We start from the raw sequence: 15,227 nt of genomic DNA, 5'->3' as shown, positions 1-15,227 counted from the left end.
CGATCACCGCCCGCCGGTCGCGGGGGCGGTGCGGGCCGCGAGCAGCGCCCGGTCCCGCTCGGACAGCAGCCCGAACGGCGAGGTCCGGGCGGCCGCGGGCGCGGCGGCCTGCCTGCCGCCGACGGCCGCGGCCAGCTCCTGGACCGTCGGGTACTGGTGCAGGTCCTGGAGGGCGACGACGACGCCCTTGGTGCGCGCCTGCCCGACCACCTGGATGCTGCGGATCGAGTCGCCGCCCAGGTCGAAGAAGTCGTCGTGGCGGCCGACCCGGTCCACGTCCAGCACCCGCGACCAGATGTCGGCCAGCAGCTCCTCGACACCGCCGACCGGGGCCACGTACTCCCGCACGCCGTCCTGCCGGGTCTCCTTCGGTTCCGGCAGCGCGCGGCGGTCCACCTTCGCCCGCGGCGTCAGCGGCAGCGCGTCGAGGAACACGAACAGCCGGGGCACCATGTACGCGGGCAGCCGTTGGCCGAGCCACGCCCGCAGCTCGCCCACCGCGGGCGCGGTGTCGTCCACCACGAGGTAGGCCACCAGGTCCACGCCGGCGGCGGTGTTGGCGCGCGTGACGACCACGCACTCGCGCACGTCCGGGTGGTCGCGCAGGGCCGACTCCACCTCGCCCAGCTCCACCCGGTACCCGCGCACCTTCACCATGTGGTCGGTGCGGCCGAAGAACTCCACCCGGCCGTCCACGGACCAGCGGCCCCGGTCACCCGTGCGGTACAGCCGCTCGCCGGGCCGGAACGGGTGCGGCAGGAAGCGTTCGGCGGACAGGCCCGGCCGGCCCAGGTACCCGCGCGCCAGGCACGGGCCCGACACGTACAGCTCGCCGGCCGAGCCGACCGGCGCGGGCATCCCCGCCTCGTCGAGCACCCACACCTGGGTGTTGACCAGCGGCTTGCCCAGCGGCAGCGCGCCCGAGGGCACCTCGCCGTGCCGGTAGACGCCGCACACCGAGAACGTCGTGGTCTCCGTGGGACCCCAGCAGTTGACCAGCTCCAGGTCCGGGCAGCGCTCCAGGATCCGCACCACGTGCTGCGGCGAGACGGTCTCGCTGCCGGTCAGGAAGCGGCGCAACCCGTCGAAGGTCTGCGGCTCGTGGTCGACCAGCAGCGCGAACAGCGACGCCGTCGCGTGCAGGACGGTGATGCCGGACTCTACGACCCACTCCGCGATCTCGCGCGGCCCGTACTGCACCGGGGGCGCGAGCACCAGCCGCGCGCCGCCCACCAGCGGGGCCCAGACCTCGAAGGTGGAGTTGTCGAAGGACAGCGGAGCCAGTTGCAGCAGGCTGTCCCCGGGCTCGAGGGTCAGGAACTCGCCGCCGTGCAGCAGTTCGGTGACGTTGCGGTGGCGCGTCACCACGCCCTTGGGCTGCCCCGTCGAGCCCGACGTGAAGATGACGTAGCAACCGTTGTCCAACCCGGCCCCGCCCGGCAGGTCCTCCGCGCTGCCGTCGGACCACAGCTCGTCGCCCACGACCAGCATCCGCCACGGACCGGCGGGCACCTTGTCGGCGGCCCGGTCGCCCGCGAGCACGAGGTGGGCGGAGACCTCCCGCAGCATGTAGGTCATGCGCTCCAGGGGCAGCTCGGGTTCGAGCGGCACGTAGACGCCACCGGCCTTCAGCACGGCCAGCAGGCTGGTGATCATGCCGAGCGAGCGGTCCTGGCACAGCGCGACCGGGACGTCCGGTCCGACGCCGAGGTCGCGCAGCCGGCGCGCCAGCCGGTTCGCCCGCGCGTTCAACTCCCCGTACGACAGCGACACCTCACCCGACACCACCGCCACCGAATCGGGCGCCGCCGCCGCGCGCTCCTCCACCATCCGGTGCACCAACACCTGCGGGACGTCGGCCACCGTCGAGTTCCACGACTCCAGCAACGACCGCTCGTCCTCGCCCAACAGCGACACCCAGCGGTGCGCGGCGTCCGGGGCGGCCACCATCTCCGCCATGACCCGCAGGTAGTAGTCCCGGTACAGCAGCACCTGGTCGGGCAGCAGCACGTCGGTGTGGTAGTCCATGCCGAACAGCAGGCGGTTGGAGTACGGGTTGCGGATGACGCCCACGTTGAGCGGGAAGTTGGTGGGCTCGGCCCGGTCGGTGGTGAAGCTGTCGATCTTGTCGTCGGCGATGCGCATCAGGCCGGGGCCGAACGCCCGGTCCAGCACGTGGAAGTGGTTGTGGACGAAGTTCACCTCGAACAGCGGATCGCCGCCGACCTCGCGCTGGAGCGCGCCCAGCGGGTAGCGCCGGTGCGGCAGCAACTCGCGCTCGGTCTCGAACACGGCCCGCACCAGGTCGCGCCAACTGCCGTCGGGCAGCGCGATGCGGAACGGCACGGTGTTGAGGAACATGCCGCGCACCTCGGTGCCGCCCTCCTCCTCCAGCCGTCCGTTGGCGGTGAGCCCGACCAGGAGGTCCGAGGTGCCGGTGACCAGGCTCATCACCTTCACGTGGGCGGCCAGCAGCACCGCCTTGAGCGGCACCGAGCACTGCCGGGCCAGGTCGCGCAGCCCGTCGCACAGGTCTTCCGGCAGCAGCGTCTCCACCGAGCCGTACCCCTGCTCGGGGTGGTGCTCGCGCCACTCGTGCGGCTGCGCGCGTCCGGTCAGCCCGGTCGGCCGGTCGACGGGCCGGCGGGGCAGCCGGCAGTCCGGCCGGTCGCCCACCCGGTCCAGCCAGAACCGCCGGCTCTCGGCGGAGGCCAGGACCTCGCGCTCGGCGGCGATGAAGTCGCGGTAGGCGGACACCGGCGGGGTGAGGACCGGGTCCTCGCCGGCCAGCAGCCGCTGGTAGACCTCGGCGATCTCGGAGATGGTGGAGTGCAGGCTCCACCCGTCGAAGATGGCGTGGTGCTCGGTGATCGTCCACTGGAACGACTCGTCGGTCAGCCGGTGCAGGGCGAACCGCAGCAGCAGCGGCCGGGTGTGGTCGAACGGCCGCCGCCGCTCCGAGAGCACGTACTCGTCCAGCGCCTCGTCCCGGGCCGCCTCGTCGAGGTGGCGCAGGTCCACGACGGTGAACGGCATCTCGGCCGTGCGGTACACCAACTGCATCGGCTCGCTGAACCCGCTGAGGTCGAACGCGGTGCGCAGGATGGGGTGGCGGGCGACCACCCGCGCCGTCGCCTCGCGGAACCGCTCCTCGTCGTACGGGCCGACGATCCGCAGCCCGTCCAGGTTGTGGTACGCCCGGCGCTCGGGATTCAGCTCCATCTCGTAGACCATGCCGACCTGGAGTTCCGCCATCGGGTAGGCGTCCTCCAAGCCCTCCGGCAGCAGCTCGCGGTCCTTTTCGGACACCATCGCGAACGGCTCTCGGACGACGGCGGGCCGGTCCCCGGCCTCCGGCGCGACGGTCCGCGCCAGGGCCGCCAGCTCGGCGACCGTGGGGCTGCGGAACAGGTCCTGGAGGTCGAACGACAGCCCGCCGCGACGAGCGTGGCCGAGGACCTGGATGCTGCGGATGGAGTCCCCGCCCAGGTCGAAGTAGTTGTCGTGGCGGCCGACCCGGTCCACGCCCAGCACCTCGCGCCAGATCCCGGCCAGCCGCTCCTCGACCGCGCCGACCGGCGCGACGTACTCCTGCGCCAGCTCGGGGCGGACGGCGGCGGGCTCGGGCAGGGCCTCGCGGTCCACCTTGCCCTGCGGGGTCAGCGGCAGCGCGTCCAGCACGACGAAGTGCCGCGGCACCATGTAGTCCGGCAGCCGCTTGCGCAGCCAGGCGCGCAGCTCGTCCGGTGACGGCGCGTCGCCGTCGGCCACCAGGTAGCCGACCAGGTCGGCCTGGCCGTCGGCGCCGCTGCGGGCCACCACGACGGCCTCCAGCACGTCCGGGTGCGTGCCCAGGACCGCCTCGACCTCCCCGGTCTCGATGCGGTAGCCGCGGATCTTGACCTGGGCGTCGGCGCGGCCGACGTACTCCAGCCCGCCGTGCGCGTTCCAGCGGCCGAGGTCGCCGCTGCGGTAGAGCCGCCCGCCCGCGCGGTCGGTGAACGCGTCGGGCACGAACCGGTCGGCGGTCAGCCCGGGTCGGCCGGTGTAGCCGCGGCTGAGCCCGTCGCCGCCGACGTGGATCTCGCCGGTCACGCCGACCGGCGCCGGCCGGCCGTGCGCGTCCAGCACGTGCATGCTCAGGTCGGGCAGCGGCCGGCCGATCTGGGTCAGCTCGCGGTCGAGGTCGGCCGCGGTCAGGGCGTGGAAGGTGACGTGCACGGTGGTCTCGGTGATGCCGTACATGTTCACCAGCACGGGTTCGGCGTAGCCGTGCCGCGCGGCCCAGCGGCGCACCGACGGGCGGTGCAGGGCCTCGCCGCCGAACACCACCGCGCGCAGCGCGAGCCCGCCGCCCGCCTGCTCGTCGGCCGTCTCGAACTGCCGGAACGCCGACGGGGTCTGGCTGAGGACCGTCACCGCCTCGTCCCGCACGAGCCGGTGGAACGCCTCCACGTCGCGGGTCACCGCGCGCGGCACGACGACCAGGCGGCCGCCGGTGGTCAGCGCGCCCCACATCTCCCACACGGAGAAGTCGAACGCGAAGCTGTGGAAGAGGGTCCACACGTCGTCGTGGCCCAGCGGCAGGTGCTCGCCCGCGCCGCGGACGAGCCGGACCACGTTGCGGTGGGTGACCGTGGTGCCCTTGGGCCGGCCGGTCGAACCGGACGTGAAGATCACGTAGCAGCCGTTGTCGGCGTGCACCTCGGGCAGCGCGCCGGTGTCGGGGACGGCCGGCTCGTCGGCGTCCACGTCGACCGCGCGCCACGGGCCGTCCGGCACGGCGTCCGCCGTCGCCGGGTGGACGAGGACCACGTCCGCGCCGACCTCGCCGAGCATGTAGGCCACGCGGTCGGCGGGGAACGCGGTGTCCAGCGGCACGTACACGCCGCCCGCCTTCATGACCGCGAGGCAGGCCACCACCATCTCCGGCGACCGCTCCAGGCAGACGCCGACGCAGGACTCCGGCCCCACGCCCAGCGCGCGCAGCCGGTGCGCCAGCGCCGTGGCGCGACGCTCCAGCTCGCCGTAGGTGACCGACGCCCCGGCGCCGGTCAGCGCCACCGCGTCCGGTCGGGCCGCCGCGCTCCGCGCGACCAGGTCGTGCACCGTCCCGGCCGGGAGCCGCCGCCGCACGCCCGACCAGGACGCCACCCGGGCGGCCTCCTCGGCGGGGACCAGGTCGATGCCGCTCAGCGGGCGGTCGGGCTCGGCGAGCACCCCGACCAGCAGGGTTTCCCAGTGGCCGACGAACGCGCGCACGGTCGCCGCGTCGAACAGGTCGGTCGCGTACTCGACCTCCAGCCGCAGCCCGTCGGCGCCGCGGAAGACCGACCAGGTGAGGTCGTACTTGGCGGTGTCGGTGGCGACCGCGCCGCGCTCCACCGTGACGCCGTCGGCCAGGACGCCCGCGCCCTCGTCCTCGTGCAGGGCGAAGACGACCTGCACGACGGGGCTGTAGCTCAGGTCCCGCTCGGGGTGCAGGTGGTTGACCGCCACGTCGAACGGCACCCGGCTGCGCGACAGCGCGTCCAGCACGCTGCCGCGCGTGCGGGCGACCAGGGCGCGGAACGACGGGTCGCCCTCCAGGCCGGTGCGGATGACCAGCGAGTCGGTGAAGAAGCCGACCAGCTCCTCCAGGGCGGCCGCGCCGCGGCCCGCGGTCGGCGAGCCGAGCACGATGTCGTCGCTGCCCGAGTGCCGGGCGACCAGGGCCTGGAACGCGGCCAGGAGCACCACGTACGGCGTGACGCCCGCATCAGCGGCGAACTCCTCCAGTTCGGCCTGCGGGACGCCGGGGAGGGCGAAGTGCTCGGTGCGGCCGCGGTAGCTCAGCTCGGCGGGCCGCGGGCGGTCCGCGCCGAGGTCCAGGACGGCGGGCGCGCCCGCCATGGCCCGTGACCAGGCTTCCAGGGCACGTGCGGCGGCGGGGCTCTCCATCGTGTCGCGCTGCCACAGGGCGTAGTCGGCGTACTGGACGGGCAGCGGCTCGGCCGGCGTGCCCTCGGCGCGGTAGGCGTCGGCGAGCTGGCGCTGGAAGGCGTCCACCGACCAGCCGTCGCAGGCGATGTGGTGGAAGGTGAGCTGGAGCCAGTGCACGTCGTCGGCCAGGCGGAGCAGGTGGGCCCGCAGCATCGGGTCCTTCGCCAGGTCGAAGGGGCGGCGGGCGTCCTGCCCGACCAGCTCCTCGGCCCGCGCGCGGGCTCGCTCGGGGTCCAGGTCGGCCAGGTCGGTGACCGGGCAGGCCAGCTCGCGGTCGGGCGACACGCGCTGGCGCGGGCCGTCCGGCCCGTCCTCGTACACGGTGAACAGCACGTCGTGCCGGGCGGCCACGCGGCGGACGGCGTCGACCAGCCGGTCGGCGTCCAGCGCGCCGGTCAGGCGGAGCGTGACGGGCGTGTGGTAGACCGGGCGGCCGCCCAGCCAGCGGTCCAGGAACCACAGCCGCTGCTGGCCGTAGGACAGCGGTCCCCGCTCCGCCTCGCGGCGGGACAGGACCGCAGGGGCAGGTACCTGCCTGTCCTCGTGGAGGCTTCCCATAACACCATGCCCTTCCTGCCGATTCACATTGCCCACGCCGAGCGAGTTCCGCCAAAGGGATAAGGGGGGATGCGGCGAAGACTAAGAACCGCGACGGAACCCGGTCAAGGGAACGGGGAACCGCGAAGGGCGGCGGATGGGCCGGCGATAGGAAAAGTTAAGACCCGCCGTCACGGCCCTCACCAGCGGACGAGCCGGATAGCCGGCGGATGGCACGGGTGCCGCGCGCTATCGCGCGGCCATTTTCCACCCGGCCCGGACCCCGCCTTCAGGGGCCGTCGTCCTATTTTCCGGCCAGCGCGCGCCGGGCCGGATAGCCGGGATATCGCCCACCGAAAGCCGGGCGGAGCACAATCGTGGCGTCCGGGTGAACCGGCGGCATTCCTGCGGTGACCCGCAGCGGCTCGCCCGGCGGATGGAGGAGGGCCATGCCACGGTCGGAACTACGGGCACGCGATTCCCTGGAGCGCCACGCCGGACTGCGGGTCGACGGCGCGCGCCTGCTCCGGTGCCTGGACGAGCTGGCGGCCATCGGCTCCGACCCCGCGGGCGGCATCACCAGGCTGGGGCTCAGCCCGCAGGAGCACGCGGCCCGGACCTACCTGCGGGACCTGTGCGCCGCGGCGGGCCTGGAGGCCGAGACCGACCCCGCGGGCAACCTGCTCGTCCGCCGTCCGGGCACACCGCGCCGGGCGGTGCCCGTGCTGCTGGTCGGCTCGCACGTGGACACGGTCGTGCAGGGCGGCCGGCTGGACGGGGCCTACGGCGTCGTCGCCGCGATCGAGGTGCTGCGCGTCCTGCACGAGCACGACGTGGACCTCCCGGTCGAGATGGTCGCCGTGGCGTTCGCCAACGAGGAGGGCGCGCTGATCCAGACCCCGTTCTGGGGTTCGCACGCGCTGTGCGGGTCGCTGGAGGACGGGCTCGCCGCCAAGGACCGGGCCGGCCGGCCGGTGAGCGCGTACCTGGCCCAGACCGGCGGCGACCCCGACCGGCTGGCCGAGGCGGCGTGGCCGCCCGGCAGCGTCGCGGCGTTCCTCGAACTGCACATCGAGCAGGGGCCCACGCTCGAACGCCTCGGCGTGCCGATCGGGGTCGTGGACGGGATCGTCGGGCGCACCATCCTGGACATCGAGGTCGTGGGCGAGGCGCAGCACGCCGGGACCACGCCGATGCGCGACCGCCGGGACGCCCTGGTCGCCGCCGCCGAGATCATCCTGGCGGTGCAGCGGGTCGCCGCCGAGCAGGGCGTGTGCGCGACCGCGACCACCGGGTACGTGGAGGCCCACCCCAACGTCACCAACACCATCACGGGGCACGTGCGGCTGACCGCCGAGGTCCGCGACACCGATCCCGACCGGATCGCGCGGGGCGAGGCCGCGGTGCGCGCCGAGTGCGCCCGGGTCGCGGCGGCCTCCGGCTGCGCGGTGGAGGTGGAGATCGGCATGCGGTCGCGCCCGGTCTCGACCGCGGGCCCGCTGCGGGACGTGATCCGGGAGGCCGCCGAGACGCTGGACCTGCCGCACCTGACCATGCCGAGCGGCGCGGGGCACGACGCCCAGATCGTGGCCAGGGTCGCCCCGATCGGGATGATCTTCGTGCCCAGCAAGCGGGGTGTCAGCCACGCGCCGGGCGAGGACACCGCACCCGGCGACCTGGTCCACGGCACCAACGTGCTGCTGCACGCGGTGCTCGGCGCGCAGACCGCGGTCGGTCCCCACGGCGACCACGTGGGCGACGTCTGAGACCCACCGCACCCCGACCCCTCGGCGCAGCACCGGCGCGAACCCGCGGCGACCGGGGCCGCCGACGCACGACCGGGACCTGCCGCGGGCTGGACCGGTGCCCACACCTGGTGCGCCGGGCGCACGCCGCGGTCGGACCCGCAACCGCGGCCGGCTCGACCCACAACCGGCCGAGCCGCACCCCCATGCCTGTCGATCCAGGGCATGTCACACCGGGGGCTGCCGACCCGGGGTCCGCGGGCACGCGGCCGGAGCCGCCGGTGCGGTCCCGGCGCGGTCAGGTGGGCAGCGCCTGGGGCCGGATCGGCACCGGGTCCGCCGCCACGACCCGGTCGAACCGGGGCGCGTGCCCCGTCGACACGTCGAAGCGCTCCCACCGCGCGCGGCCCGGCGACTCGGCGAACGTCACCGTGCACATGGCCAAACCCCAGGCGTGCTCGGCGAAACCGGCGGCCGTGGCCTGGCGCACGGCGGTCAGCACCCAGGACCGCTCGCGGGCGTACCAGCCAGCCGGGTCGGCGACCAGCCGCTCCGCCAACGGCCCCGGCAGCTCCCACCGGCTCGCCCCGTTGCCCGCGTGCTGCAGGTTGTGCCCGCCCTGCCGCCGGTGCGCCTTCTCCGACAGGTGCAGCAGCGCGCCGAGCAGCCGTTCCAGCGCCTTGTGCAGGGACTCCTCCCCTTCCTCCTCGGCCTGCTGACGGCGCGCGAACCCGAGGATCCACCCCGGGATCCAGTAGCGGGTGCCGTCCGCGTGCGGCCGGACGACCACGAGGTCGGCGTCCGCCAGCTCGTCCAGCAACGCCTCCGACCGCGCGACGTCCACGTCCAGCAGCGGCGCGCCGACCCACGACGCGAAGTCGGCCGCCTCGGCCAGCGGCAGCAGGCGGAACAACCGGCGGGCCTCAGCGGTCAGGCTCCGGTACGTGTGCCGCACCCCGGTCTGGTCCTCCAGGTCGTCCAACCAGTTCGAGCCGTTGTCCAGGCGGCAGATCATGTCCGCGACCGTCCAGTGCGGGTGCGAGGCCAGCCGGGCGGCGGCCAGGCGCAGGGCGAGCGGCAGGTTCCCGCACGCCTCGGTCAACGCGACCGCGGCCTCGCGGTCGGACTCGATCCGGGCCGGGCCCGCGATGCGGGCGGTCAGCTCCAGGGCGCTGCGCTCGGTGAACGGCGTCAGGCGCAGCCGGACCGCGGCGGGCAGGCCCACCAGCGCACGCCGCGAGGTGACCACCACGCGGCACCGCGCACTGCCCGGCAGCAGCGGGAAGACCTGGCTCTCCGCCAGCGCGTCGTCCAGCACCACCAGGACCCGGCGGCCCGCCATGTGGTCGCGGTAGGTCTCGGCCCGCTCCTCCAGCCCGTCGGGGATGTCCCGGTCGGCGAAGCCGAACGCGCGCAGGAACCGCCCGAGGACGTCGTGCGGCTGCTCGGGCACGCCGTCGTGGGACAGCCGGGCGAACAGCTGCCCGTCCGGGAACTCCGGCGCGAGCCGGTGCGCGGCGTGCACGGCCAACGTGGTCTTGCCGATCCCGCCCCGCCCGGTGACCACGACCGTGGGCACGGCGGTCCCGTCGTGCGGCTCGGCCGCCTCCAGCAGGCGGGCCAGGCTGCGGTCGCGCCCGGTGAAGTCCGCGATGTCGGCCGGGAGGCGTTGCGGGGTCCGGCGCCGCACCCGCACCGGCCGCGGCTCGGCGGGCCGGGACAGGGCCGGGTCCTGGGTGAGGATGCGCTGGTACAGGGTGCGCAACTGGTCGCCCGGCTCGATGCCCAGCTCGCCGATCAGCCGGGCCCGCGCCTTGCGGTACTCCTCCAGCGCCTCGGCCTGCCGCCCCACCCGGTACAGCGCGGTCATCAGCAGGGCGACCAGGCGCTCGCGCCGGGGCCGCGCGGCGACCAGGGCGGCCAGCTCGCCCGCCACCTCGTGCGACGTGCCGGGCGGCCCGTGCTCCAGTTCCAGCTCCAGGCACTCCTCGTGCACGGCCAGCCGCTTCTCGTCCAGCGCGTCGGCCACGCCGCGCAGCAGCGTGCTGCCGACGCCGGAGAACGCCGGACCGCGCCACAGCGCCAGCGCCGACCGCAGCTCGGCCACCGCGCGCTGCGGCGCGCCCTCCTTGACCGCCGCCTGCGCCGCGCCGACGTGGTTCTCGAACGCGTGCAGGTCCAGCGCGCCCTCGGGCACCCGCAGCCGGTACCCGGGCGCGCGGGTGTCGACGCTGCGCCTGCCGTCGGGCAGTTGCCGGCGCAGCGAGGAGATGCAGATGTGGATCTGGCTGCGGCACGTGGCCGGCGGTTTCTCGCCCCACACGCCGTCCACCAGGCGGTCGATCGGCACGATCCGGTTCGCCTCCACCAGGAGCAGCGCGAGCACGGTCAGCTGGCGCACGCCGGTGATCTCGACGGCGCTCCCGTCGTGCGTTGCCTCAGGCGGGCCGAGAACGCGGTATTCCATCACTCGCTCCGAATCCCCTGGCGATCTCGTGGATGTCGCGGCCGGCGCGGACGGCCGACGGCGCGGGTCGATCGGGCGCGGCCCGGTGGTCGTGCGGTGCCCGGCGGGACGCCGACGCTGACGTCATGTCATCCCTCCGCACCCGGTCCCCGGGCCGCCGCGTCCAGGCCGAGCGCGAGCACGGCCCGGTGGACGCGCCCGGCCAGCCGCACGTCCAGCGACCCGCCCTCCAGCAGCTCGACCAGGACCACCTCGTCGGCGTCCGTCCCGCCGTGCGCGCCGATCAGCACCTGGCCGAGGTCGGTGTCGATGCGCCGCTCGTGCCGCCACGACGCGGCGCGGCGACCGTCCGGGCCGGGACCGCCGTCCGGCACCTCCTGGTGCAGCCGCACGAACGCGCGGTGCTGGTTGTGCTCCAGCAGCCCGAGGTCGTCGACGTAGAGGCGGTGGACCTCGATCAGCACCTCGTCCGGCAGGTCGCGGCGGGTGGCGTTGACGATCACCGTGCCCGGTCGCAGCCGGCCGAGGTCCAGCCGACCCCAGCCCGGCTCGGTGACCACGAGCAGGTTGGCCCCCAGCGCGGCGGGCGGCGGACCGGCGTGCACCGACAGCGTCGTGCCGGCCCGCGCCAGCTCGCCGCGCATCCGCCGCTCGACGGACCGGTCCAGCTCCACCCCCGAGGGGTGCACCGACGCGTGCGCCACGTGGGGGAGGTAGCGGGCGATCAGGGACAGGTGCAGGCGGGCGGCCGGGCCGGCGCCGAACACGGCCGCGGTCACCGCGGCGGCCGGGCACAGCTCGCGGATGGCCAGGGTGGCGAGCGCGGCCAGGCCGACCATGCGCAGGCTCGGCGTGGGCAGCAGGCAGACCGGCCCGGTGCCCGCCTCGCCGACCGAGGTCATCGCGGTCGAGACGGCCACCCCGGCGTCGGCCCCGGCGCGTGACCGCTCACCGCCGCCCGCGCGCCGGATCAGCTCCTGCGCGACCACGTCGAGCAGGTCGAACCCGTCGAGCGCGCGGAGGATGTCCCGGTGGCGCAGGCGGAGGATCCGGTCAGGCATGTGTCACGACCTCGGGGTTTCAGGGGGTGCTCGACCCGGATTCATCATCACGGGCTGCCTCTCCGCCCGGTCCTCATCCGCTCCTGACCGCCCGGCGGGGTCCGGTCGCTACCCGGCGGCCTCGGCCGGCAGGTGCGCGGCCCTGCGCAGCACGACCTGCCGCCGCAGCCGGTCGGCCTGCCGGGAGCGGACGCCGGACAGCAGGCCGGCGGCCCGGTCGAGGTCGCGGCGGACGGACCCCACCGCGCCGGCGGCGGCGTGCGCCTCGGACAGCAGCAGGTGGGTGCGGGCCAGCCACAGCACCGACCCGAGCGCGTCGAACACGTCCCGCGCCCGTTCCAGGTGCTCCGCGGCGGCGGTGTTCTCCACCTGCACCAGCGCGATCTCGCCGAGCGCGTAGCCGGCCAGCCCGGCGACCAGCCGGTTGCCCACGTCCTCGCCGACGTTGCGCGCGTGCGCGAGGGTGGCCGCCGCGCCGTCGAGCTGCCCTTCGTCCCGCCGCACGAGCCCGAAGCAGTACAGGGCGTACGCCTCGCCGGACCGATCGCCGAGGTCGCGCGCCGTCCGCAGGCCGCGGCTGAGCGCCTGCCGGCACAGCGCGAGCTGGTGGGTGTGCAGGTACAGCTCGGCGAACCCGCACAGGACGTCGGCCTCGCCGCGCCGGTGGTCCGCCCGCCCGTACAGCTCCAACGCCTCGTTCAGCAGCGCCTTCGCCTTGCGGACCTCGCCCTCGGCGAGCTGGAACCGGGCCAGGTTCGCCCGCACGGCGGCCTGCCCGACCAGGTCGCCCACCTCGCGCAGGCGGTCGAGCGCGGTCTCGTACCCGCCGCGCACCGGGTCGAACCGGCCACGCCGGCGGTCCACGACCGCCCTGGCGCGCAGCACCATCGCCTCGCCGGGCACGTTGCCGTCCGCCACGAACAGGTCGAGCGCCTCGGCGAAGCTCGCGTCGGCGTCGTCGAGCCGCTGGTGGGCCAGGTGCAGCGCGCCGAACGCGTACCGCGTGGCCGCCGTGCCGGTGCGGTCCCCGGCCCGCAGCGCGGCGGCGTGCACGAGGTCCAGCGCCTCGCGCCAGTCGTCCGGGTGGCCGCGGACCTCGAACAGGCCGGCCGCGGTGAGCGCGAGGTCCCAGCACGGCTCGGACAGCCCGACCGCGGCGGCCTGCCGGATCGCCGCCACGAGCGCGCCCCGCTCGTCGGCCAGCCACGCCGCCGGGTCGCCGACCGGGTCCTGCTCGGCCCATTCGGGCAGGCGCCGGCGCGGAGCGCGTCCGTGCACGGTCACGTAGGAGTCGCCGTGCTCCTTGCGGTGCGCCGCCTCCGCGAGGCTGAGCCAGCCGCCGAGCACCCGGGCCAGGGCGTCCCGCCGGGCGGCGGCCGGCTCGGCCTCGGCCAGGCGTTCCCGCGCGTACGCCCGGATCAGGTCGTGGAAGCGGTAGCGGACCCGGCCGGCGTCGTCGCGCAGCGCCGCCAGCAGCCGCGCCTCGACCAGCTCGTCGAGCAGTTCCTCGGCCTCGCCGGGGCTCGTGTCCAACAGCGCGGCGGCGGTCCAGCCGGGGAAGTCGGGCGCGTCCGTCAGCGCGAGCAGCCGCAGCAGCCGCCGCACGGGCGCGGCCAGGCCGCGGTGGGTCAGGTCGATGCTGGACCGCAGGTCCACGCCCTGGTGGCTGAACTCGTCCAGCCTGCGGTCCTCGTCGGCCATCCGCCCGGCCAGCTCGCCGATCCGCCGGTGCGGGCGCGCGGCCAGGCGTGCCCCCGCGATCCGCACCGCCAGCGGCAGCCCGCCGCTGTAGCGGACGATGTCGGCGACGGCCCGCTCCTCCGCCCGCACGCGTTCCGCGCCCACCAGGCGGGCGAGCAGCCCGGTGGCGGACTCCGGGTCGAGCGGTTCGACCTCGACGCCGTGCGCGCCGGGCAGGCCGACGAGCCTGCTGCGGCTCGTCACGACCACGCCGCAGGTCGGGCTGCCGGGCAGCAGCGGCAACACCTGCTCCTCGTCGGTGGCGTTGTCCACCACCACGAGCACCCTCTTGTCGGCCAACCGGCTGCGGTACGCGCTCGCCCGCTCCTCCAGCCCGTGCGGGACGGCCGCGTCCGGGGTGCCGAGAGCCCGCAGGAAGCGGCCCAGCAGCTCGCGCGCGCCCTCGGCCCGGTCCGGACCGCGCAGGTCGACGTACAGGTGCCCGTCGGGGAAGTGGCCGCCCACCTCGTGCGCCACCCGCAGCGCGAGGGTGGACTTGCCCACCCCGCCGCGGCCCGACACCGCGACGATCGGCACGGCGTACCGCGCCGCGCCGTCGTCCCGACCGGTCAGGTACCCGACGACGTCGGCGATGTGGTCCTCGCGGCCGACGAAGTCGGCGATGCTGCCGGGCAGCTGGCGCGGGGTGCGGGCGGGCTCCTCGACCGCGGGCGGGCCGGCCTCGGGTTCGGCCGGCCGCAGGTCGAGCGACCCGTCGCTGCACAGCACGGCGCGTTCCAGGTCGCGCAGCTCCTGGCCGGGCTCGATGCCCACCTCGGTGGTGAGCACCGTCCACGCCTGGCGGTACACCTCCAGCGCCTCGGCCTGCCGCCCCGACCGGTACAGCGCGACCATGAGGAAGCTGTAGAGCCGCTCCCGCCACGGGTGCTCGGCGACCAGCGACCGCAGCTCGCCGGTGACCGCGGCGTGCCGGCCCAGCTCCAGCTCCAGCCGCACCCGTTCCTCCGCGGCGGTGAGCCGGGCCTCCTCGAACACGGCGGCGGCGTTGCGGATGAGGTCGTTGTGCAGCCCGTCGAACACCGGGCCGCGCCACAGGCCCAGCGCGCTGCTCAGCGTCTCGGCCGCCTGCTCGATCCGGTTCTCCGCGGCCTGCCGGTGCGCGGTGGCCACCAGCGCGCCGAACCGCTTGCTGTCCAGGTCGTCCTCGCCGACCTCCAGGACGTAGCCGGACGAGCGGGTCTTGATGGCGTTGGGCATCCCGGCGTCGGCGAGCAGCTTGCGCAGCACCGAGACGGACGTCTGCACCTGCCCGCGGGCGGTGGGCGGCGGGTCGTCCCCCCAGACGACGTCGATCAGCTGGTCGACCGACACCACCCGGTTCGCGCGCAGCGCCAGCATGGCGAGCACCACCTGGTCCCGTGGCCCTCCGATCTTGACCAGACGGTGATTCGCGACCAGTTCGAGTGGGCCGAGGATTCTCAAGCCGATTGCGACCACCTCCCACCGAGCCGCCCTTCCGCTGCCGCACCGGCTCCCCGATCGTAGCGAAACAGTAGATTTTTCAAAGGCGACCGCCTCGCCGAAACTTCGCGGCTAACAGATGACGGGTGGATGAGGTACACTCGCGCGCGCCGGGCGGTTGATCGTTCCGTTATCCCGCCCGAATGGGAAGCACCCGGACAACCCGCCCACCGACGCCGGGGTCCGGCCGGCACTGCCCCGGTACCGCTCCCA

At 75.2% G+C, this 15,227-nt stretch carries 5 protein-coding genes; 1 reads left to right on the top strand and 4 read right to left on the bottom strand.

All coding sequences use genetic code 11. The features are described 5' to 3' along the window. Positions 1 to 3: 3 nt before the first annotated feature. The gene (locus tag ACWEFJ_RS22635) at positions 4 to 6,540 is read right to left on the bottom strand and encodes an amino acid adenylation domain-containing protein (RefSeq protein ID WP_449714937.1); all 6,537 of its coding nucleotides are present in this window, start codon (positions 6,538 to 6,540) and stop codon (positions 4 to 6) included. Between the two features lie 428 nt (positions 6,541 to 6,968). On the opposite strand from ACWEFJ_RS22635, the gene ACWEFJ_RS22630 reads away from it, so the two are divergent. After that, positions 6,969 to 8,285: an allantoate amidohydrolase gene (locus tag ACWEFJ_RS22630; protein ID WP_449714936.1), complete on the top strand. Its 1,317-nt coding sequence runs from the start codon at positions 6,969 to 6,971 to the stop codon at positions 8,283 to 8,285. 277 nt (positions 8,286 to 8,562) lie between these two features. Here ACWEFJ_RS22630 and ACWEFJ_RS22625 read toward each other — a convergent pair whose 3' ends face one another. The 3 genes from ACWEFJ_RS22625 to ACWEFJ_RS22615 all read right to left on the bottom strand — a co-directional run bounded on the left by ACWEFJ_RS22625 (position 8,563) and on the right by ACWEFJ_RS22615 (position 14,900). Continuing rightward, positions 8,563 to 10,731, bottom strand: a complete 2,169-nt coding sequence (locus tag ACWEFJ_RS22625; RefSeq protein ID WP_378087047.1) for an AfsR/SARP family transcriptional regulator — start codon at positions 10,729 to 10,731, stop codon at positions 8,563 to 8,565. Between the two features lie 128 nt (positions 10,732 to 10,859). After that, positions 10,860 to 11,792 (bottom strand): hypothetical protein, encoded by a 933-nt coding sequence (locus ACWEFJ_RS22620; RefSeq protein ID WP_449714935.1) that lies wholly within the window; start codon positions 11,790 to 11,792, stop codon positions 10,860 to 10,862. 108 nt (positions 11,793 to 11,900) lie between these two features. Next, positions 11,901 to 14,900, bottom strand: coding sequence for an AfsR/SARP family transcriptional regulator (locus ACWEFJ_RS22615; RefSeq protein WP_378087051.1), 3,000 nt, complete (start codon positions 14,898 to 14,900; stop codon positions 11,901 to 11,903). Between the last annotated feature and the right edge of the window lie 327 nt (positions 14,901 to 15,227).

Source organism: Actinosynnema sp. NPDC004786, assembly GCF_053601135.1.
This window is presented reverse-complemented; position numbering and strand designations above follow the sequence as displayed.